Source organism: Allokutzneria multivorans (assembly GCF_039537405.1).
GTDB lineage: Bacteria > Actinomycetota > Actinomycetes > Mycobacteriales > Pseudonocardiaceae > Allokutzneria > Allokutzneria multivorans.
Genome location: NZ_BAABAL010000018.1, coordinates 571,438 through 598,326, shown reverse-complemented (window position 1 = coordinate 598,326; position 26,889 = coordinate 571,438). Strand labels below are relative to the sequence as shown.

The 26,889-nt window shown below is 69.6% G+C and carries 22 protein-coding genes and 1 CRISPR repeat array; of the genes, 12 read left to right on the top strand and 10 right to left on the bottom strand.

What is annotated here, in order from left to right; genetic code table 11:
- Positions 1-50: 50 nt before the first annotated feature.
- A complete protein-coding gene (locus ABD798_RS26795) occupies positions 51-1,412 on the bottom strand; it encodes a putative glycoside hydrolase (RefSeq protein ID WP_344880331.1) in 1,362 nt (453 codons plus the stop codon).
- Between the two features lie 463 nt (positions 1,413-1,875).
- Between ABD798_RS26795 and ABD798_RS26790 the strand changes: the two genes are divergently transcribed.
- A complete protein-coding gene (locus ABD798_RS26790) occupies positions 1,876-2,214 on the top strand; it encodes a hypothetical protein (RefSeq protein ID WP_344880328.1) in 339 nt (112 codons plus the stop codon).
- A 78-nt stretch (positions 2,215-2,292) separates the two neighbouring features.
- Here the strand turns inward: ABD798_RS26790 and ABD798_RS26785 are convergent, their stop codons facing one another.
- Positions 2,293-2,874, bottom strand: coding sequence for a TetR/AcrR family transcriptional regulator (locus tag ABD798_RS26785; RefSeq protein ID WP_344880325.1), 582 nt, complete (start codon positions 2,872-2,874; stop codon positions 2,293-2,295).
- A 62-nt stretch (positions 2,875-2,936) separates the two neighbouring features.
- Here ABD798_RS26785 and ABD798_RS26780 point away from each other — a divergent pair, with 62 nt between their 5' ends.
- Both ABD798_RS26780 and ABD798_RS26775 read left to right on the top strand, forming a co-directional pair.
- Positions 2,937-3,620 (top strand): alpha/beta fold hydrolase, encoded by a 684-nt coding sequence (locus ABD798_RS26780; protein WP_344880322.1) that lies wholly within the window; start codon positions 2,937-2,939, stop codon positions 3,618-3,620.
- Positions 3,621-3,695: 75 nt separating this feature from the next.
- Complete coding sequence (locus ABD798_RS26775; protein WP_344880319.1) at positions 3,696-5,891, top strand: transglycosylase domain-containing protein; 2,196 nt, start codon at positions 3,696-3,698, stop codon at positions 5,889-5,891.
- Between the two features lie 7 nt (positions 5,892-5,898).
- Here the strand turns inward: ABD798_RS26775 and ABD798_RS26770 are convergent, their stop codons facing one another.
- Positions 5,899-6,369 (bottom strand): hypothetical protein, encoded by a 471-nt coding sequence (locus tag ABD798_RS26770; RefSeq protein ID WP_344880316.1) that lies wholly within the window; start codon positions 6,367-6,369, stop codon positions 5,899-5,901.
- 118 nt (positions 6,370-6,487) lie between these two features.
- Here ABD798_RS26770 and ABD798_RS26765 point away from each other — a divergent pair, with 118 nt between their 5' ends.
- Together ABD798_RS26765 and ABD798_RS26760 are read left to right on the top strand one after the other, a co-directional pair.
- On the top strand, positions 6,488-7,135 hold the full coding sequence (locus ABD798_RS26765; RefSeq protein WP_344880313.1) for a GNAT family N-acetyltransferase: 648 nt from the start codon (positions 6,488-6,490) through the stop codon (positions 7,133-7,135).
- Positions 7,136-7,187: 52 nt separating this feature from the next.
- Positions 7,188-8,420: an SLC13 family permease gene (locus ABD798_RS26760; RefSeq protein ID WP_344880310.1), complete on the top strand. Its 1,233-nt coding sequence runs from the start codon at positions 7,188-7,190 to the stop codon at positions 8,418-8,420.
- On the opposite strand, the gene ABD798_RS26755 is transcribed toward ABD798_RS26760, so the two are convergent.
- On the bottom strand, positions 8,404-8,871 hold the full coding sequence (locus ABD798_RS26755; RefSeq protein WP_344880307.1) for an AAA family ATPase: 468 nt from the start codon (positions 8,869-8,871) through the stop codon (positions 8,404-8,406). The two genes, ABD798_RS26760 and ABD798_RS26755, sit on opposite strands and share 17 nt — an antisense overlap.
- 58 nt (positions 8,872-8,929) lie before the next feature.
- On the opposite strand from ABD798_RS26755, the gene ABD798_RS26750 reads away from it, so the two are divergent.
- Positions 8,930-9,628, top strand: coding sequence for a DUF6882 domain-containing protein (locus ABD798_RS26750; RefSeq protein ID WP_344880304.1), 699 nt, complete (start codon positions 8,930-8,932; stop codon positions 9,626-9,628).
- On the opposite strand, the gene ABD798_RS26745 is transcribed toward ABD798_RS26750, so the two are convergent.
- The 3 genes from ABD798_RS26745 to metH form a co-directional block, all read right to left on the bottom strand.
- On the bottom strand, positions 9,602-10,819 hold the full coding sequence (locus tag ABD798_RS26745; RefSeq protein WP_344880301.1) for an erythromycin esterase family protein: 1,218 nt from the start codon (positions 10,817-10,819) through the stop codon (positions 9,602-9,604). The two genes, ABD798_RS26750 and ABD798_RS26745, sit on opposite strands and share 27 nt — an antisense overlap.
- A gap of 36 nt (positions 10,820-10,855) precedes the next feature.
- On the bottom strand, positions 10,856-12,052 hold the full coding sequence (locus ABD798_RS26740; protein WP_344880298.1) for an MFS transporter: 1,197 nt from the start codon (positions 12,050-12,052) through the stop codon (positions 10,856-10,858).
- Positions 12,053-12,120: 68 nt separating this feature from the next.
- The gene (metH, locus tag ABD798_RS26735) at positions 12,121-15,726 is read right to left on the bottom strand and encodes a methionine synthase (RefSeq protein ID WP_344880295.1); all 3,606 of its coding nucleotides are present in this window, start codon (positions 15,724-15,726) and stop codon (positions 12,121-12,123) included.
- A 348-nt stretch (positions 15,727-16,074) separates the two neighbouring features.
- Positions 16,075-16,775: a CRISPR direct-repeat array (repeat unit 28 nt; unit sequence GGACCACCCCCGCTCGCGCGGGGAAGAC).
- 430 nt (positions 16,776-17,205) lie between these two features.
- On the opposite strand from metH, the gene ABD798_RS26730 reads away from it, so the two are divergent.
- Entirely contained in the window at positions 17,206-17,553 is a 348-nt protein-coding gene (locus ABD798_RS26730; RefSeq protein WP_344880292.1) for a hypothetical protein, read from the top strand.
- Between the two features lie 45 nt (positions 17,554-17,598).
- Here the strand turns inward: ABD798_RS26730 and ABD798_RS26725 are convergent, their stop codons facing one another.
- The 3 genes from ABD798_RS26725 to ABD798_RS26715 form a co-directional block, all read right to left on the bottom strand.
- The gene (locus ABD798_RS26725) at positions 17,599-19,173 is read right to left on the bottom strand and encodes a carboxylesterase/lipase family protein (RefSeq protein ID WP_344880289.1); all 1,575 of its coding nucleotides are present in this window, start codon (positions 19,171-19,173) and stop codon (positions 17,599-17,601) included.
- A 66-nt stretch (positions 19,174-19,239) separates the two neighbouring features.
- A complete protein-coding gene (locus ABD798_RS26720) occupies positions 19,240-19,824 on the bottom strand; it encodes a TetR/AcrR family transcriptional regulator (RefSeq protein ID WP_344880287.1) in 585 nt (194 codons plus the stop codon).
- Between the two features lie 94 nt (positions 19,825-19,918).
- The gene (locus ABD798_RS26715) at positions 19,919-22,903 is read right to left on the bottom strand and encodes a glycine--tRNA ligase (protein WP_344880997.1); all 2,985 of its coding nucleotides are present in this window, start codon (positions 22,901-22,903) and stop codon (positions 19,919-19,921) included.
- Between the two features lie 62 nt (positions 22,904-22,965).
- Between ABD798_RS26715 and ABD798_RS26710 the strand changes: the two genes are divergently transcribed.
- The 5 genes from ABD798_RS26710 to ABD798_RS26690 all read left to right on the top strand — a co-directional run bounded on the left by ABD798_RS26710 (position 22,966) and on the right by ABD798_RS26690 (position 26,747).
- Positions 22,966-23,340, top strand: a complete 375-nt coding sequence (locus ABD798_RS26710; RefSeq protein ID WP_344880284.1) for a PH domain-containing protein — start codon at positions 22,966-22,968, stop codon at positions 23,338-23,340.
- Positions 23,341-23,439: 99 nt separating this feature from the next.
- Complete coding sequence (locus tag ABD798_RS26705; RefSeq protein WP_344880281.1) at positions 23,440-23,793, top strand: YciI family protein; 354 nt, start codon at positions 23,440-23,442, stop codon at positions 23,791-23,793.
- Complete coding sequence (locus ABD798_RS26700; protein WP_425549269.1) at positions 23,793-24,953, top strand: RNA polymerase sigma factor; 1,161 nt, start codon at positions 23,793-23,795, stop codon at positions 24,951-24,953. Before ABD798_RS26705 ends, ABD798_RS26700 begins: the two co-directional genes overlap by 1 nt.
- Positions 24,954-24,985: 32 nt before the next feature.
- Entirely contained in the window at positions 24,986-25,249 is a 264-nt protein-coding gene (locus tag ABD798_RS26695; RefSeq protein ID WP_344880278.1) for a hypothetical protein, read from the top strand.
- A 376-nt stretch (positions 25,250-25,625) separates the two neighbouring features.
- A complete protein-coding gene (locus tag ABD798_RS26690) occupies positions 25,626-26,747 on the top strand; it encodes an HNH endonuclease signature motif containing protein (RefSeq protein WP_344880275.1) in 1,122 nt (373 codons plus the stop codon).
- Positions 26,748-26,889 lie beyond the last annotated feature (142 nt).

Here is a 26,889-nt window from a genome sequence, read left to right as displayed (position 1 = left end):
CAGGACAGGGCCTAGCCCCCAGACGCGCCGCACGGGGGCGGTCTGGGCAGCTACCTCTTCGACGGGCAGGTCTTGCGCAGGATGGTGCCCGAGGTACCCGGCAGGCTGACCGAGTTCACGTTCGTCCCGGCCTCGTTGAGGTGGTCGCCGCCGAGGGAGAGCGTGATGGCCTTGCTGTCCGTCGGGTTGGCGTTCACCACGACCGTGCCGCAGGCGAAGTCGCGCCGGTAGACGTTGGTGCCGACGGAGGTGTGCGGGCCGGAGGGCTTGCCGAGGTCCCAGTCGTACTCGGGGTGCCACGGCGACGGTTCACCGTAGCCGTCGGTCTTCTCCATCTCCGCGATCGCCGACTTCGTGCTGTTCGCCGCCATGAAGTAGGAGGCCAGCGCGTAGCGGAACGGGCGGACGGCCGTCTTCGAGAAGTGCGGCTGCACCAGCGTGATCTTGCCGGCCGCCTCGTTCTCGGCGATCTGCGCGACCTGGCGGCGCCAGCCCTCGGCGTAGTCCGGCAGCTGCTCGGTGTCGGAGAAGGACAGCCACCACTCGTCCCAGCCGCCGTCGAGGTTGGCCATGTAGTTCTTCCAGCCGTCCTTGTGCAGCCTGGCGTTGCTCATGTTCGCCACCGTCTTCACCCCGGCCGAGGTGAAGATCTCGCGGGTGTTGGCGAAGAACGAGGAGTACGCGGCCTGGAAGGAGGCGTTGTCGCGGTACTGCGACGGGCACGTGCCGGGGTGGTAGGTGTCGCAGGTCCACAGCGCGTTGTCGATCAGCACGCCGTCGAAGACGCCCTTGGTCGCCGCGACGACGTTCTCCGCCCATTCCTTCTGGTACTTCGGGTTGCCGACGTCCATCTGCCAGTGCCCCTGGTACCCGGCGTACTCCAGGCGCTTGCCGTTGGGCCCCTTGAGGAACCACTCCGGCCGGTTCTTCTCCGCGTCGCAGAAGCCGATCCCGGTCGGCAGGTGCTTGTCGTCCTTGCCATCGCGGCAGGCGTAGGAGCGCGTCGAGGACATGTCCTTGTACACCAGCACGGTGACCGTCGGGTTCGCCGCCTTCAACTTGGGGACGTAGTCCGCCTCCCAGGCGTTGAGCAGGATGTAGTCGCGCTTCTGCGCTTCCTCCGCCAGCATCTCGTCGGTGACCGGCGTTCCGTTCCAGTGCACCCAGAACGACTTCGTCCGCCAGTCGGCGCTCGGCGGGGTCGTCGGCACCGACGTCGTGGTCGTCGGGACCGCCGTGGTCGTCGGCACGGACGAGCTGGTCGGCGCCGCCGACGTGGTCTGCGCGGGCGGGGTGGTCCGCTGCACCGGCGGGATGATGTGGACCGGTGGCGTGGTGGGGCCCGCCGCAGCGGGGACCGCGATCGCGGTGACGAGAACCGTGGCGACGAGCAGGGTGGGCAGTGCTCTCACAGTGATCCTTACGGGGACGGCAGGGGGTGCCCACCGTAGGGCCTGTGAATGTCCTATCCAGACTGCGTGAAACTCTTGAATGCAGGACCCGTAGGAAGTCGTCCCTGTTTCAAGGCGCACTGAATCCCTTTGCCCCCAACGCTCCCGATCGTGAGTTGCCGGTCCGGCAACTCGATGACGTGGAGCGACGAAACAGGTGCACGCTCAGTGATCAGCTACCCTGTTGAAGCGCTGATGACGTTGTGTGCCAGAGTGTTCGTCGCGTGTGCGTTCACCCCGAACCTCCCTGTGGGAGATCGCCCTCGAACACGAAGGCTGTTCCGGTGCGGTCATTGAGGTGGAACGCGTCGGCGGTGGAGCTGGCGTGCAGCCACCGGAGCCGACGTTGAGGTTCTGCACCCTGGCCGAGCCTCGGAAAACGTTGACACCAAAGCGCCCTGAGCCGTTGTCCTGTCACACGCGGATGCGCCTGCACCTTGAGGCGGTGGGCGCGACCAGCGGTGATCGGCGCGGCGTGGGTCGCGGTGCCCCGACGAGGACGCCACCGCTTGACGAGCCCGGCGCGATCGATGCTCGCGGTGTACCCGGCTCCCTCGGCGGTCGATCGGAACGTCAGTCCGGCGGCTCGCGCGGTGCCGGGCACGCGGTCCACGAGCCGGAAGCGCGCCACGGCCAGGCGACGTTGCTGTCCAAAGTGGACTCAGTCGTGTCCCGCGAGCTGGCCCCGGTCGACCAGCAGGCTTGCGGTCGTAGACCACAGTGCGATCCGCCGCGCACGTCGAACTGCGCTGTGGCCTCGTAGGTGTCGGCCTTGATCCCCTGGAAGAGCTTGCCGCCGCTGATCAGCTAAGCAGGGGGCTTTCACGGCGAACAAGCACGACTACACGCGCAGTCCAGCGACGAGGAGTCCGACCAGCTTCCGCGCGTCGTAGCGGCGGTTCGCTCCCGCTCCCGCGCACAGGCCCCCGACGCCGCGCATCAGCTCGTAGGCGTCCATGCCCGGCTTGATCTCGCCTGCGCTCGTCGCGGCCGCCAGCAGTTCGGTGCACACGGGCACGAGTCGTTCGAGGAAGTAGGAGTGCAACGGGTCGTAGCACGGGTCGTCGGACTGCAGGACGGACGCGAGCCCCTGCTTGGTGATCACGAAGTCCACGAAGAGGTCGATCCACCGCCTCAGCGCGGCGTACGGGCTGGAGCCGTGCTCCAGCAGCGTCGGGCCCGTTTCGGCGAGGTTCTCCACCTGGTGCCGGTAGACCGCCACGATGAGGTCGGCGCGGGTGGGGAAGTGGCGGTAGATCGTGGCCGTGCCGACGCCCGCGCGCGCCGCGATGTCGCGAATCGGCGCCTCCACGCCGGAGCTGACGAAGACCTCGGCGGCGGCGTCGAGCAAGGTCTCCTTGTTGCGCCGCGCGTCAGCGCGCTGGGCTCGCACAGCGGTCCCGCCCTTCCCTAAGCGGGACACTGTCCCGTATCGTCAAGTGGGACAGTGTCCCGTCTCTGCATGATGCCAGGAAGTGGGCGGCCATGGCGACATATCTGCTGGTGCACGGCGCGTGGCACAGTGCGCGCTGCTGGGATCGGGTGATTCCGCTGCTGGAGGCGGCAGGGCACCGCGTCCTCGCGCCGACGCTGACCGGCTACGGCGGCAAGATCCACCTCGCCGGACCCGACGTCGGGCTGGACACCCACGTGGCGGACGTCCTCGGGCTGATCACCGAGCAGGACCTGACCGACGTGGTGCTGGTGGGGCACAGCTACGCCGGACTGGTGATCTCCTCGGTGGCCAACGCGGTGCCGGAGCGGGTCGCGCACCTGGTCTACCTCGACGCGATGGTCCCGGAGCACGGTGAGGCGGCGGTCGACGTCATGCCCGTGAGCCAGAACTTCGTCGACCTCGCCCTGAACTCCGACAGCGGCTGGCGCATCCCGCCGCCCGGCACGTTCGGGGTGACCGATCCGGACGACGTGGCTTGGCTGCGCACGATGCTCTCCGACCAGCCGGTGCGCTGCCTCCTGGAGCCGGTGCGCCTGGACAACCCAGCTGTGAAGGCGATTCCGCGAACGCACATCCACTGCACGGTGGTGCCGGAAGGCTTCGTGCGGCGCGCCGTGCCCGACGGGGAGCGCGTGCTGGAGCTGCCGACCGGGCACGACTGCATGATCACGATGCCGCGCGAGCTGACCGAGCTGCTGATCAAGGCCGGCTGAGTTCACCCTTGGGGAGGGCGTGATCTGGGTACTTCTCCGTCATGGGGAAGTGATCAGACGGCCTTGGAGGCGACGATGCCCAGCAGCGCCCACCCGGTGCCCCGGCTCGACATCACCGTGCTCGACCCCGGTGGTGGCGAACCGGAACGGGCCGTCTCGCGGACGCTGTCCGTGCTGCGGCTTGTGGGTCTGTGCCTCGTCGCCGGGCTGTTGGTGGCGGCGGTGTGCTTCCCCGTCGTGGGAGCCGCCGGGCTGCTCTCCAACGAGACCGGTGACGCGGCGGCGGACAGCGCGAAAGCCGTGCTGGGAAAGGAACCCCCGGTGCTGACCACGCTGGTGGACAGCACCGGCCAGCCGCTCGCGGTGGTCTACGACCAGTACCGGTTCCAGGTGCCGACCGACCGGATCTCCCAGGCGATGAAGGACGCGGTGGTGGCGATCGAGGACCAGCGCTTCTACGAGCACGCGGGCGTCGACCTGCTGGCGATCGGGCGCGCGCTGCTGACCAACAGTGTCAGCGGCAAGGTCTCCCAGGGCGGCTCGACGCTCACCCAGCAGTACGTGAAGAACCACCTCATGCACGTGGCCGCGACGACGGAAGCGGAGCGCGACAAGGCTTCCGAGCAGTCCGCTGCGCGCAAGCTCCGCGAACTGCGCACCGCGATGCAGGTCGAGCAGGAGCTGTCCAAGGAGGAGATCCTCGGCCGCTACCTCAACACCGTCCCCTTTGGACACAACTCCTACGGCATCGGCGCCGCCGCGCGCACGTACTTCGACATCCCGCAGGAGCGGCTGAGCGTGGCGCAGGCGGCGCTGCTCGCCGGGATCGTGAACGAGCCGACCGCGCTCAACCCCTTCCGCCACCCCGATCGCGCGCTCGCGCGGCGCAACGTGGTGATCGACGAGATGGCCAAGCAGAAGCGGATTCCCGTGGAGCTGGCCGATGCGCAGAAGCGCGAACCGCTCGGACTGGCGCCGGAGGTGGCCCGCCCGCCCAACGGCTGCGTCGGAGTCGGCGACGCGGGCTACTTCTGCGACTACGTGCTGACCCACCTCGCGAAGGCCGGAGTGTCCAAAGAGGACGTTCAGCGCGGTGGGCTGACGATCAGGACCACGCTCGACAAGGACGCGCTGACCAAAGCCAAGTCCGCCGTCGACGCGCAGGTGCCGCCGGACACCGAGCACGTCGCCAACGCGATGGCGATCGTCAAGCCCGGCAAGGACAAGCACCGCGTCGTCGCGCTCGCTGCCAACCGCACGTACGGGCTGGACCGCACCAAGAACGAGAGCACGCTCGGGCTTCCCTTCGAGCCGCAGAACCTCGGCGCCGGGTCGATCTACAAGCTCTTCACGGCCGCCGCGGCGCTGGAACAGGGCATGGCGATCACGGACTCCGTCACCGCGCCGCCGACGTTCACCTCCAGCACGTTCCTCGGCGGCGGGGCGAGCTGTCCTGCGGGGGAGCGGGGTGTGCGAAGGTACTGCGTCCGCAACAACGAGGGCAGCGACTACCCGCCGCGCATGACCTTGCAGGACGCGCTCGCCACCTCGCCGAACACGACCTTCGTGCAGTTGCTGGAGAAGGTCGGCGTCGGCGCTGCCGTGGACATGGCGCAGCGCCTCGGGCTCCGGTCCCTCGCGACCACGGTTGCCACCGAGGACAAGAAGAAGCGCACGGTCGGAAAGTTCTTCACCGAGCAGAACTTCGGCTCGTTCACCCTCGGCCCGACGCCCACGAGCACGCTGGAGCTGGCCAACGTCGGCGCGACCCTGGCCAGCGCGGGAACGTGGTGTCCGCCGAGCCCCGTCGAGGAGGTGCTGGACCGCCAGGGCCGACGCGTTCCGCTGCGCGAGGAGCCGTGCGCGCAGGTCGTCGACCCCGAGCTGGCCGACGCGATGACCGTCGGCATGAGCAAGGACGCGATCTCCGGCACCGCGACCGCCGCCGCGAAGGAGTACGGCTGGGACCGGCCGATGGCGGGCAAGACCGGCACCACGCAGGAGCACAAGTCCGCCGGATTCCTCGGCTACACACCGCAGTTGGCCGGGGCGGTCTTCACCTTCGACGACACCTCGACTCCCACGACGCTCTGCGACCCCGGCGGCTCCGCCCCGCCCAAGCCGTGCACCGACGGCCGCTTCATCTACGGCGGCAAGTCCCCCGCGCGCACCTGGTTCCAGGCGATGAACGGCACCGGAGCGGAACCCGGCATCATGACCGCCATGGACCGCGCCGAACTGCCGTCCGTCGAAGGCCCCTACGGCGGCTGACCCCTGGCTAGTGGCGGGGCTTCGTGGTGAGCGCGAGCGTGTCACCGGCGACGCGCTGGACCTGTTCGCTGACGTAGCGGATGCGCGAGCTGCTGGCCTCGGTCCACAGCAGGTTCCCCAAGCGCAGCAAGGGAACCGCGAGTTCGTGCAGCACCGTCTCCGCGCCCCAGCGGTGGGTCACCGGCGGAGCCGGAGTGCGGGCGCCCCACGAGGTGAACAGCTCGCACAGGGTGATCTCCAGCAGGCACAGGGCCGTGCGCGTGACGTTCACCAGGTCGCCGACGGCGGTCGTGCACTGGCACTCGAACAGCTCCTCCGAGGCGTCGGCGCACGTGCGCAACGCGGAGTGCGCCGCGAGCAGGCGCCGGGTCTGCGCGGGTGGCCCGACAGCGTCGATCGCGTGGTGCATTTCGGCGATGCTGTGCGCGGCCTCGTCGTTGAGCGTTGCCCTGCCGTAGACGCCCGCCGTGCTGCTCATCTCCGCCTCCACCAACTCCGTCAACTACCCCCCACAGCTGCGAATAGCCCCGCAGTCACCGTCCAACCGCGACGAAAACGAATTCACTCGAAGCGGTTCCGCAGGTCAGGATGGGGGCATGCTGGTCGACCACTTCCCACTCCTCGGGCTCCGGCTGCGCACGCCGCGCCTGGAACTGCGCCTGCCCGCGCCCGAGGAGCTGGCCGCGCTGGCGGAGCTGGCCGCCGCAGGCATCCACGACCCGGCGGTCATGCCCTTCGCCGCCGCGTGGACCGACCAGCCGCCCGCCGACATCGCGCGCGGAGTCGTGCAGCACCACTGGGCGCAGCTCGGCGCGTGGGCCCCGGACAAGTGGGAGCTGAACCTCGTGGTGTTCCGCGACGGCGTTGTCGTCGGCCAGCAGAGCGTCGGCGCGCGGGACTTCTCGATCGCCCGCGAGGTGCACACGGGTTCCTGGCTGGGCAAGCGGTTCCAGGGCGAGGGCATCGGCACCGAGATGCGCGCCGCCGTGCTGCACCTGGCCTTCGACGGACTGGGCGCGGCCGAGGCGGCCTCCAGCGCGTTCGTCGACAACGCGGCTTCGCTGGCGGTCTCGCGCAAGCTCGGCTACCAGGAAGACGGCACCTCGCGCCAGGTGATCCGCGGAGCGCTCGCGATCGAGCACCGGCTGCGCATCACCGAGCGGGCTTGGCGGAGCCACCGCGCGACCGAGGTCACCGTGCACGGCCTCGCCCCCTGCCTGCCGATGTTCGGCGCGGCCTCCTAGGATTTCGCTCGCACGGGGGAGGTGCGTTCTGTCCGGCTGGGTCGCTGAGCTCGTGTCCGTCGCTGTGCTGCTCGTGGTGCTGATCGTCGCGGTGATGCGGCCCCGGGGTCTGCCGGAGGCGGTGGTCGCCGTCCCCGCCGCCGCGCTGGTGCTGGCCGCCGGAGCGATCCCCGTGCCCGAGGCGTGGTCCGAGATCACCCGCTTGGCGCCGGTCGTCGGCTTCCTCGCGGCGGTGTTGGTGCTCGGTCGGCTGTGCGAGGAGGAAGGTCTCTTCCAGTACGCCGGAGCGCTGATGGCCCGCGTCAGCGACGGTCGGCCGCGCCGGTTGCTGCTGGCGGTGTTCGCGGTCGCGGCGGTGATCACCGTGGTGCTGAGCCTGGACGCGACCGTCGTGCTGTTGACGCCCGTGGTGTTCGCGACCGCCGCCCGGCTCGGGATCCGCTCGAAGCCGCACGTCTACGCCTGCGCCCACCTCGCGAACTCGGCTTCGCTGCTGCTGCCGGTGTCCAATCTGACCAACCTGCTGGCCGTCGCGGCGACCGGCATCTCTTTCCTGCACTTCACCGCTCTGATGGCGCTGCCTTCGGTGATCGCGGTCGCGACGGAGTACCTCGTGTTCCGCCGCTTCTTCGCCGCCGACCTCGGCGCCGCGCCCCGCCCTCGCGAGCCCGCGCCGCCCGTGCCGACGCCGACCTTCGCGCTCGTCGTGCTCGGGCTGACCCTCGCGGGCTTCGCGGCCGCCTCGCTCGTCGGCCTCAGCCCGGGATGGGTCGCTTCCGCCGGAGCCCTCGCCCTGGCCTGTCGAGCCCTTCAGCGGCGGCGCACCACCGCTTTCGCCATCGTGCGCGCCGCGAACGTGCCGTTCCTGGCGTTCGTGCTGGCGCTGGCGGTCGTGGTCCGAGCCGTGGTGGACAACGGCCTCGCCGCCGCGCTCGGCCACCTGATGCCCACCGGCTCCTCGCTGCTAGCCCTGCTGCTCGCGGCCACCACCGCCGCCGTCGTGGCCAATCTGATCAACAACCTGCCCGCCGTGCTGGTGCTCCTGCCCCTCGCCGCCGCTGCCGGGACCCCCGTGGTGCTGGCCGTGCTGATCGGCGTGAACCTCGGCCCCAACCTCACCTACGTCGGGTCCCTGGCCACCCTGCTGTGGCGGCGGATCGTGCACCAGCACGACACCCAGCCCGACCTCGGCGAGTTCACCCGGCTCGGCCTGCTCACCGTGCCCCTGTCGATCACCCTCTCCGTCCTCGGCCTCTGGCTCGGCGTCCTCACCCTCGGCGCCTGACCAGAGCCTGCAAGCGGTCGACGACGTCGGAGAGCGGAGCTGACGCGTCGATCTCCAGGGTGGCGGAGGCGCGGAGGAGGGGTTCGACGAAGGTGAGGTGCTCCAGGATGGCGGCGCGTTCGGCGGGGTCCTTGCCGTAGGGGTTGTCGGTGCGCGCGGCGATGCGGGCGAGCAGCACCTCAGCAGGCGCGCTGAGCAGGACGATGTGGTCGAACAACGGGTAGAAGTCGACCTGGTTGCTCTTGCAGCCGGCCACGAAGAGGGCGCCGTCGCGGTGCTCGGTCAGCAGTGCGGTCATGGCGTCCTCGCGCCACACCCAGTCGGGTTCGGGAGTCCACCGGCTCCACTCGTCGGTGTCGGTGTCGACGGTCCGGTAGCCGCGCGAGGCGAGAGCCCGTAGTGCGGTGGACTTCCCGGTGCCGGACATGCCGGTGATCAAGATCTTGGCCACACGGCGAGGCTAGTCCCGGAAACAGGTGACCTGGCGGTCGACAAGTACTGTCGCGGCCGTGCCAACCTTTGTCGAACTCCAGGACGACGCGGCGCTGCTGTCGTTCGAACACCAGCTGCACCTGGCCGATGTCGTCGGCATCCCGCCGTGGAAGGTCGACTTCACCGTGCCCCGCTTCGAGTTCACCGGCGACAAGCCGTTGACCGTCTCGGAGGTGCACCTGCTCGGTAGCGCGGCGCCCGGGCCGCGGTCCTGGTTGTGGTCGTGGGCGAGCCGCCCGGACGACTACCGGCCAGAGGTGACCTGGCTGGCCGAGCGGCTGCGTGAGTACGGCGAAGAGCACGGGATCGCCGAGCTGACCGAGGCCGAGATCCCGTTCGACGCCCTCCCCGGCGCACCGACGGAGCCCTCCGCGGTCGCGTCGCTGATGATGGAAGCCGCGAAGGTCGTCATGGGCCGGTGGACCGGCTACGCGGCCTCGGTCGGCCGCGGTACGCGTTTCGGCATGCTCATCGAGCACCCGTCGTTCGCCCTGCCCGAGCCGGACTTCGCGCGAGTGTCCCTTGTGCTGCAAAGGAGCTTGGCGGAGCTGCGTCTCTACGACCAGCGCCGCGCTTTCCGTTCCTACGCCGTCAACCGGGGTCTTCGCGTGCAGGAGAACGACACGCAGATGCGTATCGAAGGACCGGGTGTCGGGGCGACCGTGGGGTTCACCGAGAAGAACCTGGTGTCAGCGATGAGCATCGGCGTCGACTGACGGAACGTGCTTCAGGAACGCGATGCCGTCGGTGTCGTGAAGGTGCCGCGTGTCGAACGGGAAGTACCCCTGATGGGTAGCCTGGTCTTTGCGCAGCACCAAGTTCTGCCCGTCGAGGGCCGCGGCGAGCTGCCGCGAGTTGAACAGGTACTCATCGCCGGGCAGCTCGGACAGCACGCCCTCGAAGGTGTCCGGCTGCGGCGCCGGGAGCCCGTGGTGGGGTGCGGAACCCAGTGCCAGCGCGATGAAGGCGTACTCGTCGCCGAGCTGAGCCGACATGATCGCCCCGGCGCCCCACCACTCCAAGCGCTGTCCGGCAAGCTCCCAGACGCTCGGGTGGCGCTGGAGGTGGCTGTTCTGGGCGAAGAGGAGCGTCCGCTGCGTGAGCGCGGCGAGGTTCTCCGCCATCATCGCCTCCCGCAGCCCGAGCATCCGGGAGATGCGCCGCGGCGAGGTGTCGGCGGCCGCGGCGTGGTAGCGCAGCAGCCCGGTCGCGGTGCGCGCGTGCAGAGCGGCCCGCTTCCACGACTCCAGCGAGGTCGCGGAGATCAACCGGGGTGACTCGGTCAGCAACAGCGCTTGCAGCTCGTCGGCGATCAGACGCAGCTGCTTCACCTCCGCCGAGCCGCCGAGGGACCTCGCCGGATCCATCATCGCCTCGGTCGACGTCCACGCCGCGTCGTCACCGATGAGCCGGTCGATCTCCTCAGCGGTACAAGGAAGATCGGCCCCGGCGAGGTAGCTGTGGACTTCGAGCAGGGCCTGCCGGGGGCTCGCGGCGGAGATCATCTCCAGTGGCGCGTCGAAGCCCGCGAAGCGCACCTGGTCGCTGGACGGACGGGCCTCGTTGAACTCGCGCATCCACGTGATCAGCTCGCGGGTCGCCCCGTACTCGCCCACGCGGTGGCTGAAACCGTTCCGCAGCACGGTTTCGAGTGAGCCGGCACCGTTGGTCACGTAGTCGTCGACGAGCAGCCCGGAGAGGCAGTCGCTCTCGATCGCCACGCAGCGGTAGCCCTCGTGCTCGACCAGGTGCTGGAAGAACCTGTTGCGCAGCCTGGGAAAAGTCTCCTCCAAGTGCATGGGCTCGCCGAGCCCGAGCAGGCGGGGACGCGTGGGGAACGAGTCGAGGAGGTTCGTGAGCGCGGTGCCGAGGTCATCGCACGCCCAAGCGGAGTCCTGCGGAGTCATGACTCAACCGTATCGTTGAAGCATCTGTTGGCAGTTCTACGCGAGATGTCCTGGAGAGCGGCCGAAAAGCTTCAAACCGGGAAGCAGGAGCGGTGTGGCGAGCAGGAGCACTCCGGCGACGGTGATCGCGGCTCGGGCGCCGATGAGCCCGCCCAGTGCACCCCACAGGCCGGTGAGCAGGGCGGTCGCGGCCTTGCTCGTGATCGACCACGCCGACAGCACGCGCACGACGCGGTCCTTCGGCACACGCTCCAACCGGTACGTGGCGAAGACGGGGTTGAACACACCCATGCACAGGATCAGCACGAACTCGACGCCGATGACCAGGACGAGGCCGCCCACGCCGGGGTGCACGAAGCCCAAACCGACCGGCCAGCACGTGCGCAGCGCGCCCGCGACGATCATGACCCGGTCCCGGCCGAAGCGCGCCACCAGCGGATGGACCACGCGCGAGCCGACCAGGCCGCCGAGACACGCGATCCCGAACGCGAGGCCGTACTGCCACGGCGCGAAGCCGAGCTCGCCGAGCATGAGGACCGCGAACGGCGGCGACGTCGCCATGATCAAGCCGTTGACCAGCAGCGTGTTGGCGAAGAACCGCCGCAGCACCGGGTCGGCCAGCACGTGCCGCCACCCCTGCACCACGTCGGCGCGGCTGAACCGGTGCGCCTTCGCGGGCGCCGGTGGCTCCGGGCCGACCATTCGCAGCGCCATCGCCGACAGCACGTAACTGATCCCGTTGGCCACCACCGTGATCACCGGACCGAACACGCCGAGCGCCGCCGCCCCCAACGGCGGGCCGAGCGCGGAGGCGGTCCACATCGTCGCCTCGAAGCGCCCGTTCACGCGCAGCAGCTGCTCAGGCGGAGCGAGGGCCTTGACCAGGGCTCCGCTGGCCGCCGTGAACGTGATGTCGGCCGCGATCACCACCACCGAGACGAGCAGGAGCTGGGCGAAGCTGAGCCAGCCCAGCGCGAACGCCACCGGCACGCTCAGCACCGCCGCGCACCGCACGAGGTCCATCGCGATCATCACCGGGCGCTTGCTCCGGACCTCCACCCACGGCCCGAGCGGGACCGCCAGCACCGCGCCGACGGCGAGACCCGCCGCCGCCAGCGCGGAGACCTCCGCCGGGCCCGCGTCCAGCACCAGGATCGCGATCATCGGGAACGCGTCGAAGGCGAGCCAGGTGCCCGCCGTGCTCACCGCGTACGCCGTCCAGAGCCACCACACAGCGAGAGATCAAGCCACCACGCGCCCCGCCAGGGCAAACAACCAACCCCACAACCAGCGGTTGTGCCCTACTCCGGGGTGTAGTCCAGGTTCGGGCGCAGCCAGCGCTCGATCTCGGCCAGCTCCGCGCCGCGCCGCCGCGCGTAGTCGGTGACCTGGTCCTTGCCCAGCCTGCCGACGGTGAAGTACCGCGACGAGGGGTGGGCGAAGATCAGCCCGCTGACGGCCGCCGCCGGGGTCATCGCGAAGGACTCGGTCAGCCCGATCTTGAGCGTGTCCGCGTCGAGCAGGTCGAACAGCTCCTGCTTCTGGCTGTGGTCGGGGCTGGCCGGGTAGCCCAGCGCGGGCCGGATGCCGCGGAAGCGCTCGGCGTGCAGGTCGGCCAGCAGCGGCTGCGCGTCCGGCTCGAACCAGTCCCGCCGGGCCTGGAGGTGGATGTGCTCGGCGAAGGCCTCGGCGAGCCGGTCGGCCAGCGCCTTCACCATGATCGCCTTGTAGTCGTCGTGCGCGGCCTCGTACTTCGCGGCGAGGTCCTCCGCGCCCTGGATGGCCACGGCGAAGCCGCCGAGGTGGTCGCCCTCGGGCGCGATGTAGTCGGTGAGGCAGCGGTTCGGGCGGCCGTCGGGCTTCTTGGTCTGCTGGCGCAGCATCGGGAAGCTCGTGCCGCAGTCGAGCACGATGTCATCGCCGACCGAGCGCGCGGGCCAGAAGCCGTAGGCGCCCTTCGCCTGGAACGAGCCGTCGGCGATGATCTTGTCGAGCAGCGTGTTGGCGTCGTCGAAGAGCTCGCGCGCGACCGGCTGCTCCAGGATGGCCGGGTACTTGCCCTTGAGCTCCCACGCCAGGAACAGGAACTGCCAGTCGATCATCTCGCGCAGTTCGGTGATGCTCGGCTCCACCACGCGCACGCCGGTGAACGCGGGCGTGGGCAGCCCCTCGAAGGACACCTGCTCCGCGTTCGCGCGCGCGTCGGCGACCGACAGCAACGGCACGCGCTGCTTGGCGGCGTGCTGCTCGCGCAGTCGCTCCTGGTCGGCGCGGTTGGCCGTGTCCAACTCCTCGGCGCGGTCGGCGTCCAGCAGGTCCGACACCACGCCGACCACTCGCGAGGCGTCCAGCACGTGCACGGTGCTGTGGTCGTAGGCGGGGGCGATGCGCACGGCGGTGTGCTGCTTCGAGGTCGTCGCGCCGCCGACCAGCAGCGGCAGCTTCAGGCCCCGGCGCTCCATCTCCGCCGCGACCGACACCATCTCATCCAGCGACGGCGTGATCAGCCCGGACAGGCCGATCACGTCGGCGCCCTCGGCGACGGCGGTGTCCAGGATGCGCGCGGCGGGCACCATCACGCCGAGGTCGATCACCTCGTAGTTGTTGCAGCCCAGCACGACGCCGACGATGTTCTTGCCGATGTCGTGCACGTCGCCCTTGACCGTGGCGAGCACGACCTTGCCCTGACCGCGCTCGGCCTCGACGCGGCCCTCCAGGCGCGCCTTCTCCTTCTCCGCCTCCATGAACGGCTCCAGGTAGGCCACCGAGCGCTTCATCACGCGCGCGCTCTTGACCACCTGCGGCAGGAACATCTTGCCCGCGCCGAACAGGTCGCCGACGATCTTCATGCCGTCCATCAGCGGGCCCTCGATGACGTTGAGCGGCCGGGGGAACTGCTGCCGGGCCTCCTCGGTGTCGTCCTCGATGAAGTCCACGATGCCGTGCACCAGCGCGTGCGAGAGCCGCTCGGCGACCGTGCCCTCCCGCCAGGACAGGTCGACCGCGCGCTTGGTGCCCTTGCCGCTGACGGTCTCGGCGAAGGCGACCAGCCGGTCGGTGGCGTCCTCGCGCCGGTTGAAGATCACGTCCTCGACGAGCTCCAGCAGGTCCGCCGGGATGTCGGCGTAGACCGCGAGCTGGCCGGCGTTGACGATGCCCATGTCCAGGCCCGCGCGCACGGCGTGCAGCAGGAACGCGGAGTGCATCGCCTCGCGCACGACGTCGTTGCCCCGGAAGGAGAACGACAGGTTCGAGATGCCGCCGCTGGTCCGCGCGCCCGGACAGCGCTGCTTGATCAGCGGCAGCGCGTCGATGAACTCCTTGGCGTAGCTGTCGTGCTCGGAGATGCCGGTGGCCACCGCGAGCACGTTCGGGTCGAAGATGATGTCCTCGGCCGGGAAACCCGCCTGCTGCGTCAGCAGGTCGTAGGCCCGCGCGCAGATCGCGACCTTGCGCTCGGTGGTGTCGGCCTGGCCCTGCTCGTCGAAGGCCATCACCACGACGCCCGCGCCGTAGTCGCGGATGCGGCGCGCCTGCGCCAGGAACGGCTCCTCACCCTCCTTGAGGCTGATGGAGTTGACGACTCCCTTGCCCTGCACGCACTTCAGGCCCGCCTCCAGCACGCTCCAGCGCGAGCTGTCGATCATCACCGGGATGCGCGCGACCTCGGGTTCGGTCGCGATCAGGTTCAGGAAGGTGGTCATCGCCCGCTCGCTGTCGAGCAGGTCGGCGTCCATGTTCACGTCCAGCAGGTTCGCGCCGCCGCGCACCTGCTCCAGCGCCACGTCCACGGCGGCCTGGTGGTTGTCGCCCTCGATCAGCCTGCGGAAGCGCGCCGAGCCGGTCACGTTCGTCCGCTCACCGATCATGATGAAACCGGTGTCGGGCTGGATCTCGAAGGGCTCGAGGCCGCTGAAGCGGCTGCTGCGGCGCGGCTGCGCGACCGTGCGCGGCGGCAGGCCCTTGACCACCGACGCGATCTGCTTGATGTGCGCGGGCGAGGTGCCACAACAACCGCCGACGGCGTTGACCATGCCCTCGTCGGCGAAGTCGCGCAGCAGCGCGGCGGTCTGCTCCGGCGTCTCGTCGTAGCCGCCGAAGGCGTTGGGCAGACCGGCGTTGGGGTGGCAGGCCGTGTAGGTGTCGGCGAAGCGCGCCAGCTCCGCGACGTGCGGGCGCATCTCCTCGGCCCCCAGCGAGCAGTTCACGCCGACGACCAGCGGGTTCGCGTGCTCGATCGCGGTCCAGAACCCCTCGACGGTCTGGCCGGAGAGCGTGCGCCCGCTCAGGTCGACGATGGTCACCGAGATCCACAGCGGCAGCTCCGGCGCCACCTCGCGCGCGGCGGCGATCGCGGCCTTGCAGTTGAGCGTGTCGAAGATCGTCTCGATCAGCAGGATGTCGACGCCGCCCTCGGCCAGCGCCTGGATCTGCTCCGCGTAGGAGTCCTTGACCTGGTCGAAGGTCACCGCGCGGAAGGCCGGGTCCTCGACCTTGGGGGAGAGCGAGAGCGTGACGTTGAGCGGCCCGATCGACCCGGCGACGAAGCGCCCGCCCACCTCGTCGGCCGCCTGGCGGGCCAGCTCCGCGCCGCGCAGGTTCATCTCGCGCACGCGGGACTCCAGGCCGTAGTCGGCCTGCCCGATGCTCGTCGCGGTGAAGGTGTTCGTGGTCGTGATGTCCGCGCCCGCCGCCAGGTACTGCCGGTGCACGTCCAGAATGACGTCCGGCCGGGTCAGGTTCAGCAGGTCAGGGTCGCCGGTGACGTCGTGGGTGTGGTTCGCGAGCCAGTCCGCCAGGTAGTCCTCCGGCGCCAGCTTGGCGTTCTGCAACATCGTGCCCCACGCGCCGTCCAGCACGGCCACACGGCTGTCGAAGAGCTCCCGAAGTTCCTGGATCCTGCTCACGGCCTACCTCCCCGATGGGAGGCGCCCTTGTCGCGGATCGTGCAGGGTCGAGCGTGGCGGGCTGGGGTGTGTTCCCGGCAGCCCGTTGCAGCGCCTCTCGACCTGGGCGTCGAGTTTACCCGAAGCGCTGTGCGGATCCCCCGAAGAAACTCTGATGTTGATCGTTGTCAACTACCCGGGTGACACCGGTCGGCCTCCGCCCTGCCCCCGTTCGGTCCATTGTGGACGGTGGGGGCCGCGTTCTTCCCTGCTCGTGCGGGGAGTGGCGGTTGGCCGGAGGGGTGCGGGGCGCGCTGGCGGAGCACCCGCTCGTGTGCGCGAGCAGGAGCGCAAGGCGTCCCACAGTTCGGACCACCCCCGCTCGCGCGGGGAAGACCCGCTCTTCAGACCGCCGGGCAGGTCGATGCCTGGACCACCCCCGCTCGCGCGGGGAAGACGGACGGATGGGAATGACCGTGCGGCGGTTCATGGGACCACCCCCGCTCGCGCGGGGAAGGCCACACCCCTATCCGGTGGCCCTGGACACGTGGGGACCACCCCCGCTCGCGCCGGGAAGACCCCGTCAAGCTCGGCCTGGCCGCCGCGCAGACCGGACCACCCCCGCTCGCGCGGGGAGAAGACGTCAAGCCGGGTGCGCCGTCGCCGCTGCGGGAGGGACCACCCCCGCTCGCGCGGGGAAGACCATTCTTTTCTGGCTGGCGATCTCGCCGTCACCGGACCACCCCCGCTCGCGCGGGGAAGACAATCTTGCCGACCAGTCCGCCTACGACGAAGGGGGACCACCCCCGCTCGCGCGGGGAAGACCAGCCTTGAGTTCCTTGTAGGCACGTGCGGCGGGGACCACCCCCGCTCGCGCGGGGAAGACACCCGGTCGTCGCGGATGGTGGCGCGGCTGGACGGACCACCCCCGCTCGCGCGGGGAAGACCGCGATCCTGGACCCGACCTGCGATGTGGACGTGGGACCACCCCCGCTCGCGCGGGGAAGACGCCTTGGACGAGCAGATGGCCATGCTCCGAGACGGACCACCCCCGCTCGCGCGGGGAAGACACTTGTTGACCTGCTGTTCTACGGCGTGCGGCGCGGATTCAGCATGGGTTTGCGACGCCCACACCGTCGAGCCTACGTGCCACGGCCACAGCGCGGATCAGGCCGCCCAACGACGCCGTGGCGTGCCAGGCCGCGTCCCGCCAGCCGCCCTGTTCGCCGGTCTTCAAGACCCGCGAACCCCCGCCCCAGCGGTCTTCAACGGCGGCAAACCCTCATCGCGCGCGGGGTTTGCGGCGGTTAGCGATGATCAACAGGGGGGTTGGGTGGTCTTGAAGACACCCCAACCCCGAAGCGAATGACATTTCTCATGGTCATTGACATTCCTTGGGCGACTTTTTGGTGTCGGCCGAAGAAATTGCGTTTCCGGGGTGTCTGCGTACGGTTGCCCGCGAATCAGAGTTCGTCGATTCCCCTTTCTTGAGAGGTATTCATGATCAAGCGTTTCGTGCTCGCCGTGGTTGTCGCGGCGGGTGTCGTCCCGGCCCTCGCGGGCTCGGCCTCCGCCGCCGACAACGGGTGCGGTGCCGAGGTGGGCGGCCTGCGAGCGTGCCTGGTGCTCCAGGGCGGGCAGCTCGTCGCGACCGGCCACGCCGCGACCGAGGCGGCCAAGAAGAACGTGAAGATCGAGATCTGCCGCCGCTTCGAGGCGTGCACTCCGATGACGCCGGGCCTGAAGCTCAAGGGCTGGCCGGACGCCAAGGGGCACAAGGGCTCTTTCGAGGCGGTCGTGTTCAACGGCAAGCACTCCGCGCAGAGCAAGGTCCTCGAACTGCGCTGACCAGCCGTACTCCGCCAGCAAACGCTGGCGGAGTACAGCAGCGAACTACCGCGCCGCCCAGAAAGCGCACTTGTGGCTGGCGGAGACGTCGACCGGCCTCACGTCACCGGGCGCCAGGCGCTGGGCCTGCTTGCCGTCGGTGGTCGCGGGCCAGCTCGGAGCACCCGCGTGGTTCGGATCGCCGGTGTGCGCGAACTGCGTCCAGTAGCCGACCATCGTGCGGCCCAGCTCGCGCTGCCCTTCCTCACGCAGCAGGTCGACGCCGTTGAGTTCGAACAGCGACGGCAGTTCGGTCGCGTGCGTCGGGCCCATGGGCAGGCCGGGCACGGTGATCTGGTTGACGTTGGGCGCCTTCTCGTCGGCGAACTCGAAGGCGAACACGCTGGTGTGCTTGGCGAGCAGACGGTGGCCCTCCTGAGCCTGGCACGCCCACGACTGATCGCTGTTCACGGTCGCCCACGCGAGCCCGGCGGAGCCGTACTCGGCGATCGGGTACTCCTTCGCCACGGCGTCCGCGCGAGCGCCGAAAGCCTTGGACAGCAACGTCGGATAGGTCTTCTCGGTGATCAGCTCGGGGTTGTACATGAGCGCACCGCCGACGAAGGAGCGCGCCTCGTCCCTGGCACCGCCTGACATCACCGGGATCTTCGCGAAATCCCCGTCGCGCAACGCCTTCTTCGGGTCCTTGGGCAACAGATCGGTGCCATAGGCGACGTGGTCGGCGAACGACTGCATGATCGGCATCAGCTGCTCAACGGTCTTGCCGCGCAAGCACTCCAGTGCCGAATCCGGCGAGCAACCGAGCCCGGAGGCGGCGGAGAGCCCGTCCGCGACGCCCTTCGCGAGCGGGACGTACGGGCCGTGCTCGGGGGCGCCGGGGAACAGGCCGCCAGTCGGCCAGTTCAGCTCGCAGGAGCCGGAGGAGATGATCGCCTTGTCGATCAGCCCGCGCGCCTTCGGCGAAGTGATCATCGCGCAGGTCGACATGCCGCCTGCGGACTGGCCGAACACGGTGACGTTGCCGGGGTCCCCGCCGAACGCGGCGGCGTTGCGGTCGGCCCACTCGACGGCCGCGAACTGGTCGGCGAGGCCGAAGTTGCCCGATCCGGCCAGCCCCGGCAGGCCGAGGTAGCCGAGCACGCCGAGCCGGTAGTTCGCCGTCACGACGATCACGCCGCCCTGGTCGGCCATCCGCTGCACGTCGTACATGTTGCCGCTGTCCCTGGTGAAACCGCCGCCGTGCAGCCACACCATGACCGGCAGCTTGCGGTCGGGGCGCTGCGCGCGCGGCGTCGTCACGTTGAGGACCAGGCAGTCCTCGGTCAGCACCGGCTTGCCGTCGGGCGCGGCCTGCGGGCACATGGGACCCAACCGGCTCGCGTCGCGGACGCCGTCCCACTTGTCGGGCGGTTGCGGCAGCTGCCAGCGCAGCGCGCCCACGGGCGGCTTGGCAAAAGGGATTCCGAGGAACTGGCGGCTCTTCGCGGTGGCGATCCCGCGCAGCTCGCCGCTGTCCACGCGGACCGTCAGCTCTGCGGGCGAGGCCTGACCCTGGGGCGAGCACCCGGCCAGCAGGACTGCGGCCAGCGCCGTGGCGAGGCACGCTCTGTTGGAATGCATGTCCAAAATTTAGCATGCCTGTTTAATCTGCGAGCGCGCACTAGCGAAGAAGTCTGTGACCTGGGACTAGGCGCGCGTCGCCGCGTCGAAGATCGCCAGCAGCTCGGCGGCGTACGGCTCGACCTCGCCGCCCGCGAGCACGTGGCTCAGCGCGCCATCGAGCGCGCCCCGAATGCTGCGGCACATGACGTTCACATCGAAGTCGCGGAACTGCCCCTGCTCCTGCCCGGCGAGCAGGATGCGCGAGAGGTCGGAGACCTCCTGCTGGTGCCGCTGGTCCTCGGCGCGCTCGGTGCGGCTGGCCGCGAAGATCTCGGTCAGCGCCAGCATGTCCTGAGGGTGCGCGGCGTACAGCTCGACGCTGCCCCGGATGAACGTCAGCAGCGCCTCGCGCGGGGACCGCGCCGCAACCATCTTCGGGCCGATCAGCTCCGCGCCGAGGACGTACACGTGCTGGACGACCTGCTCGATCAACTCAGCGCGGTCGCGGAAGTGGTAGGTGAGCACCCCGCGGCTGACACCGGCCCGCTCGGCGATGCGCACGGTGGAGGCGTTGGCCAGCCCCAGCTCGGCGATCACCTCGACGGCGCAGCCGATCAACTGCTTGCGGCGCGCCTGGTGGATGAACGTGTCGTCAGCGGTTCTCGTCATGGTGTCTCGAACGGTAGTAGCGCTGGTCAGAGGTGTGCAAGAAGGCCGCCGCCCGCAGTTGATCACGGGTGGCGGCCTTCGGGGTGGAGCACGCTCAGCGGGTCGGCGTCAGCTCCGTGCCCAGCGCCTGCCAGTCCAGCTGCCGCCCGGCGAAGTCGCTGATCGAGGCGAGCAGGCCCAGCCGCGCGGCGCGCACGTCGGGGTCCTCGGCCATCACCATGACGTCGTCGAAGAAGGTGTTGATCGGCGCGGTCAACACCTCGGCCACGTCGACGAACACGCTCAGCGGAGCCTCGGCGGGCAGTGCGTCGCGCGCGTCGCCCAGCGCGTCGAGAACGGCGCGCTCAGCGGGCTCCTTCAGGTGCTCGGCGTTCAGCGACGGCGCGGTGTCGGCGGGCACGATGCGACGCACCCGCTGCAACGCCGCGACCAGCTCGCCGAAGGAAGCGTCACCCGCGCGCCGCGTCAGCTCGGCCAGCGTCCGGTCGGCCGTCGCCGGGCTGTCCGCGAGCGGGAGCACCGCGCCGACGAACTGGTGCGGGTTGCCCGCGTCGATCAGGTGCAGCTCGAAGCGCCGGAGCACGAACTCCCGCGCGTCGGTCAGCGCCTGCTCGGGGATGTCAACGCCCTGCGCGCGGAACTGCTCCGCCGCCAGCTCCAACGCCGCGCCGAGCTTGACGCCGTTGAGCGCGGGAACGCCCCGCAGCACACCGATCGCGCCGAGCGCGGCACGCCGCAGGCCGAACGGGTCGGAGCTGCCGGTGGGGTTGGCGCCGACGCCGAACAGGCCGACGAGCAGGTCGAGCCGGTCGGCCAGCGACAGCACCGCGCCGGGCACCGTGGTCGGCAGCGCGCCGCCCGCGGTCCTGGGCAGCTCCATCTCGAACAGCGCCGTCGCGACGGCCGGGGTCTCGCCCGCGCGCAGCGCGTACTCGCGCGCCATCACGCCCGCGAGGCTGGTCAGCTCGACGACCATCTGCGACGCCAGGTCGAACTTCGCCAGCTCCGCCGCGCGCGCGAGCGTCTCACCGTCCTCAGTGGACAGTTCGGCGTCCAGCGCGAGCGCGATGCCCGCGATGCGCTTGGCGCGGTCGGCCATCGAGCCCAGCCGCTCCTCGAAAGCGAGCTTGTCCAGCCCGGCCTTCATGTCCTGCGGGCTGACCTGGAGGTCGGCGCGCCAGAAGAACGCCGCGTCCTCGTAGCGCGCCCGCAGCACCGCCTCGTTGCCCGCGCGCACCACGTCCGGGTCGCAGTCCCCGTTCGCGACGGCGACGAACTTCGGCCGCAGTGAGCCGTCGGCGGCGCGCACCGGCAGGTACCGCTGGTGCTTGCGCATCACGGTGGTGAGGATCTCCGAGGGCAGCTCAAGGTAGCGCTCCTCGAAGGAACCCAGCAGCGCGTTCGGCTGCTCCACCAGGTTGGTGATCTCCTCCAGCAGCGCGTCCTCGCCCTCGACGACGCCGTCGACGGAGGCGGCCAGCTCAGCGGCGGCGGCGACGATCTGATCACGCCGCGCGCCGGCGTCGGCCACGATCCCGTGCTGCGCGAGGAGATCGAGGTAACCGTCAGCGCCGGGCACGCGCACGGCCGGCGCGGCGGCGGTGCGGTGCACGCGGGTTTCGCGACCGCTGGCCAGCGCGGAGACGGCAACCGGGATCTCGACGTCGCCGAGCAGCGCGACGAGCCAGCGCACGGGGCGGGTGAACGACAGCTTCGGGTCGTTCCACCGCATGTTCTTGTCCGCGCGCAGTTCGCCGACGACCTGCGCCAGCTGCTCGCTGAGCACCTCGACCGCGGTGCGGCCGATCTCGGTCTTGATCACGCCGACGTGCTCGACGCCGCCGACGTCGATCTTCTGGAGCTCGCTCGGGTCGATGCCCTGACCGCGCGCGAAGCCCTGCGCCGCCTTGGTCGGGTTGCCCTCGGCGTCGAAGGCGGCGGAGGCGCGCGGCCCCTTGACCGTCTTCTCCGCGTCGGCCTCGCGCGGCGCGACCGCGTCCACGGTGATCACGACGCGGCGCGGCGTCGCGTGCGCGCGGACCTCGCCGTGCTCCAGGCGCGTGCCGCCGAGCCGGGCGGTGATCGACTGGCGCACGGCCTCGGCGGTCTTGGTGACCTCGGCGGCGGGCAGCTCCTCGGTGCCGATCTCGAAGAGCAGCGTCTCAGGCTTGTCCGTCGTGGGCAGCGCCGACGGCAGCGCGACGGCGGCGGGGAGTTCGGCGAGGCCGAGCGGGTGGCCCAGCTCCTCGCGCCGCTCCGCCCACAGCTTCGCCACGCGCCGCGCCAGGCCACGCATCCGCCCGAACGCCTTGGCGCGCTCGGTCGTGGACACCGCGCCGCGCGAGTCGAGCACGTTGAAGGTGTGCGAGCACTTGAGCACGAAGTAGTGCGCGGGCACCGGGAGGCGCTGCTCCAGCTGGCGCTCGGCCTCGGCGGCGTAGTCCTCGAACAGCCTGCGGTTGGTGGCCACGTCGGCGTCGTCGAGGTAGTAGCGGCTCATCTCGTACTCGGCCTGGCCGAAGGCCTCGCCGTAGGAGATGCCGGGCGCGTAGGCGATGTCCTTGAAGTGGTCCACGCCCTGCAGCGCCATCATGATCCGCTCGACGCCGTAGGTGATCTCCACCGACACGGGGTCCAGCGTCATGCCACCGGCCTGCTGGAAGTAGGTGAACTGGGTGATCTCCAGCCCGTTCAGCCACACCTCCCAGCCCAGGCCCCACGCGCCGAGCGCGGGGGAGGCCCAGTTGTCCTCGACGAAGCGCACGTCGTTGGCCTCGACGTCGATGCCGAGCGCCTTGAGGCTGCCCAGGTACAGCTCCTGCGGGTTGCCCGGGTCGGGCTTGAGGATCACCTGGAACTGGGTGTGGGTCTGCAACCGGTTCGGGTTCTGGCCGTAGCGCGCGTCGTCGGGCCGCACGCTGGGCTCGACGTAGGCCACCCGCCACGGCTCGGGGCCCAGCACCCGCAGCACCGTCGCCGGGTTCAGCGTGCCCGCCCCGACCTCGGTGTTGAACGGCTGCACCATCATGCAGCCCCGGTCGGTCCAGTACTTCGTCAGCGCGAGCAACGCTTCCTGCATCGTGAGCACGGTGTGGTCCTCGATCTCCTCGGTCGGTTCGGGGTGAACGCTACGGTGGTCCCATGATTGACTTCCAGAAGGCGTCGGTTTTCAAGCTGTCCCCCTGTCGGGTGGAAGACGTCCTCGGGTCGATCAGTCCGCTGATCATCCCTGGTGAGGAGGTCGTCGCCGCGTTCAAGTCGGTGCGCGACTTCGTGGCCTTCACCACCAAACGGCTGATCGCGGTGAACGTGCAGGGCATCACGGGCAAGAAGCGCGACTTCACCTCCCTGCCGTACGCCAAGGTGCAGGCGTTCTCCGTGGAGAGCGCGGGCACCTTCGACCTGGACGCCGAGCTGGAGCTGTGGTTCAGCGGCCTCGGCAAGGTCCGGTTGGAGTTCAAGGGCAGCTCCGACGTCACCGAGCTGAGCCGGATGATCGCCCATTACGCGCTTTGAGTCCGGCCCTCTGAGATTTATCTGGGAGCCGTGTGTCGATTTGCGCCTCCGGCGTTCGTGTAGAGGGTGTAAACGCCCGAACGAGCCCTGGAGGCACTCGTGAAGCAGTACATGCTCAGCATCTACCAGCCCGACGGCCCGGCGCCCGCGCCCGAGGTGCTCGACCCGATCATGCGCGAGCTGGACGCGCTCAACGAGGAGATGCGGGCCAAGGGCGCGTGGGTCTTCGCGGGTGGGATGCACGAGCCGAGCACCGCGACCGTGCTGCGCGCCAAGGGCGAGGAAGTGCTGGTCACCGACGGTCCGTTCACCGAGGGCCGCGAGCACCTCGGCGGCTTCACGATCATCCAGGCCGCTGACCTCGACGAGGCGCTGGAGTGGGGGCGGCGCCTGGCGAAGGTGATCACGCTGCCGATCGAGGTGCGTCCGATGCAGGACGGCAGTTCCTGCTAGTGGACATCGCGCGCGTCTTCACCGAGGAGTACGGGCGCGCGGTGTCGGTCCTGGTCCGCGTCTTCGGCGACATCGACATCGCCGAGGAGGCGGTCCAGGACGCTTTCGCCGTCGCCGTGCGGAAGTGGCCGTCCGACGGGCTTCCGCCGAGCCCGGCCGGGTGGATCATCACCACCGCCCGCAACCGCGCCGTGGACCGGCTGCGCCGCGAGGCCACGCGCGACCAGCGACACGCCGAGGCCGCCCTGCTGCACGTTCCGGTGCCGGTCGTCGAGGGGCCCGTGCAGGACGAACGACTTCGGTTGATCTTCACCTGCTGTCACCCGGCTCTGGCACCCGCGGCGCGGGTCGCGTTGACGTTGCGGCTGCTCGGCGGGCTGTCCACGGCGGAGATCGCCCGCGCGTTCCTGGTGCCCGAGGCGACGATGGCGCAGCGCCTCGTGCGCGCGAAGGGCAAGATCCGCGACGCGCGCATCCCGTACCGCGTGCCCGATGACGCCGACCTGCCCGACCGGCTGCGCGCGGTGCTCGCCGTGGTCTACCTGATCTTCACCGAGGGGTACGGCGCCGGGCGCGACGCAATGTGCGGCGAGGCGATCCGGCTCGGCAGGCAGCTCGCCGCGCTGATGCCCGACGAGCCCGAGGTGGACGGACTGCTGGCGTTGATGCTGCTCATCGAGTCCCGCCGCGCCGCGCGGGTCACGGGGGCGGGGGAGTTGGTGCTGCTGGCCGACCAGGACCGGCGGTTGTGGGACTCCGCGCTGATCGCCGAGGGGCAGGCCCTGGTGCGGAAGTGCTTGCGCCGCAACCAACCTGGCCCGTACCAGATCCAGGCCGCGATCAACGCCGTGCACAGCGAACCGCCGACGGACTGGCACCAGGTGGTGCTGCTCTACGACCAGCTGGTGGCGCTCACGCCGACCCCTGTCGTCGCGCTCAACCGAGCCGTGGCGATCGCCGAAGTGTCCGGGCCCGCGGCGGGGTTGGAGCTGGTCGAGGCTCTTGATCTCCAGCGCTACCACTTGTTCCACGCCGTGCGCGCCGACCTGTTGCAGCGCCTCGGCCGTACCGCTGAGGCCGCTGTCGCCTACGACGCCGCGATCGAGCTGGCTTCGCAAGTGGCCGAACGGGACCTGCTGCGGCGGAAGCGGCCGTCGTAGTCGCAGAACCAGATTTCAGAGTTTGGCTCGTAATGCTCGCTTTCCAGGACAACGTGCGCCACCACACCCTCCACGTCCTTCCCGACGCCGACCACGCCTCGCACCGCACCATCACCGGCTACGAGCGCCTGCCCGAGCTGGCCCCCGGCTACGCTCCGCTCGTCGGCTCCTCGGACCCCTCGCCCCACCAGGATTTCCTCAGCAGGCCCTGGCTCCCCTCGCCAGTTGGGAGTCCGGCAAGGTCCAGATCACCGTCCTCGCCGTTCTGGGCCTGGCCTTTCTCGGCTACGCCCTGAGCGGCTTCGTCCGCCGCTGGCGCCCTGCGTTCGGCAGTCGGTCGCATCGCTCGCTTCGGCTGCTCTGGCTGTTATGTTCGCGTGGTTGATCTACATGTTCTTGTTGATGAGTAACGCGAAGTTGCCATTGTGGCCTTTGGTGTTCGGGCGCACTCTGCCGTGGCTCTCTCTGCAGGTCCTGTCTGCTGCTGTTGTTGTTTTGCTTGCTGTGACTGTGTTTCGGCGCGGTGTGCTGTTGGCTGGGGGAGTGCTCTTCGTGCCGCTTTGGCTTTGGAGGCGGTTGGGTTGGGCCGCCTGGCTTGCTTTTTCTTTGTGGCGCTTGGGAATTCACCCTCTAGGGCCATGATCGTCTATTTTGCGGGAGTAGAATTGTGTTGTGCCCCCTGATGATCCCGATGAACTCCTGCACGCCGCCTACACCGCGATCGGCAAAGCCGTAGCCGACTTCTCGACTGTGTTGGTGGGTTACGTGTCTGATCTTGATGCGTGTGATCGTGAGTATGCCGAGAACATGCTCATGCCCCTGCTGCGCGTAACCCGCGCGAAAGCCAACCGTCTGTTGGACCGCGCATCCGATCTCTCCGCGCGCCCGTTGGTGTTGAAGGCGTTGGTAGAGGGCCGTGTTGATGAGGGCAAGGCGTTGATGATCCTGGACCTGCTGCGCAATCTGACGCTCGTGCATGCCGCCATCGCTGAGGAGGCGTTGTTGGCGCACGCGTCGGTGAACAACTACACCGCGACCCGCCGGTATGCGATCCGCTACATCCACCGTCTCGATCCCACCGCCGCTGACCGCCGCCACGAAGAAAAACGCAAGGCCCGGTTGGTGGAGAAGGTCCCCCTCGAAGACGGCATGGCGTTGCTGCGGTTGTTGATGACCGCCCACGACGCCGCCTTGGCTTTCGACCACGTCGATCGCATCGCCCGGTCCCTGCCCAAGGACGACCGGACTCTGGACCAGAAGCGCTCCGATGTCGCCAAGGACTTGTTGCTGGGCAGGGATACCCCCACTCCGGCGGGCAGGACGACGGTCTATCTCACGATGCCGATCACTGCGGCGTTGGGTCTCACCAACGACCCCGGCATGCTCGGTGGCTACGGTCCTCTTCCTCCCCGCATCGCCCGGGAGATCGCCGCCGACGGTGTCTGGAAGCGGATCTTGACCGACCCGGTCACGGGCATGGCCGAGGAAATCAGCGACGTCTACCGGCCCTCCGCCAAACAACGCGAACTCATCAACGCCCGGTATCCGACGTGCACCGCGATCGGCTGCAACCAACCCGCACAGCGCTGCGATCTCGATCACTGCCGTCCGTTCGACGGCACCAACACCACGATCAAGAACCTCCGCCCGAAGTGCAGGCACCATCACCGGATGAAGACCCACTCCAACTGGAAATGCCGCAACCTGTCTGACGGCACCCACGAATGGACCACCCCACGAGGCAAGACTTATGCCACCGAACCCGTCCCCATCGCCGAACCCGCCCCCTTCTAGACTCGCGCCCCTGCACGTCTGTCTCCTCGCGCGCCCTCGACTCTGCGCAGAGGTCGGTGTCCCATGGCTCTCAGCGGAAACCCATGCAAAACACCGCCTGACGCTCACAAACCAGCAGGTCAACAAGTGTCTTCCCCGCGCG

Excerpts from the sequence above, each read along its gene's own strand:
- ABD798_RS26770 (WP_344880316.1), bottom strand. The coding sequence starts at position 6,369 with ATGAGCAGCACGGCGGGCGTCTACGGCAGGGCAACGCTCAACGACGAG.
- ABD798_RS26720 (WP_344880287.1), bottom strand. The coding sequence starts at position 19,824 with ATGACGAGAACCGCTGACGACACGTTCATCCACCAGGCGCGCCGCAAG.
- ABD798_RS26730 (WP_344880292.1), top strand. The coding sequence starts at position 17,206 with ATGATCAAGCGTTTCGTGCTCGCCGTGGTTGTCGCGGCGGGTGTCGTC.
- ABD798_RS26790 (WP_344880328.1), top strand. The coding sequence starts at position 1,876 with ATGCGCCTGCACCTTGAGGCGGTGGGCGCGACCAGCGGTGATCGGCGC.
- ABD798_RS26765 (WP_344880313.1), top strand. The coding sequence starts at position 6,488 with ATGCTGGTCGACCACTTCCCACTCCTCGGGCTCCGGCTGCGCACGCCG.
- ABD798_RS26780 (WP_344880322.1), top strand. The coding sequence starts at position 2,937 with ATGGCGACATATCTGCTGGTGCACGGCGCGTGGCACAGTGCGCGCTGC.
- ABD798_RS26745 (WP_344880301.1), bottom strand. The coding sequence starts at position 10,819 with ATGACTCCGCAGGACTCCGCTTGGGCGTGCGATGACCTCGGCACCGCG.
- ABD798_RS26710 (WP_344880284.1), top strand. The coding sequence starts at position 22,966 with ATGATTGACTTCCAGAAGGCGTCGGTTTTCAAGCTGTCCCCCTGTCGG.
- ABD798_RS26775 (WP_344880319.1), top strand. The coding sequence starts at position 3,696 with ATGCCCAGCAGCGCCCACCCGGTGCCCCGGCTCGACATCACCGTGCTC.
- ABD798_RS26715 (WP_344880997.1), bottom strand. The coding sequence starts at position 22,903 with ATGCAGGAAGCGTTGCTCGCGCTGACGAAGTACTGGACCGACCGGGGC.
- ABD798_RS26695 (WP_344880278.1), top strand. The coding sequence starts at position 24,986 with ATGCTCGCTTTCCAGGACAACGTGCGCCACCACACCCTCCACGTCCTT.
- ABD798_RS26725 (WP_344880289.1), bottom strand. The coding sequence starts at position 19,173 with ATGCATTCCAACAGAGCGTGCCTCGCCACGGCGCTGGCCGCAGTCCTG.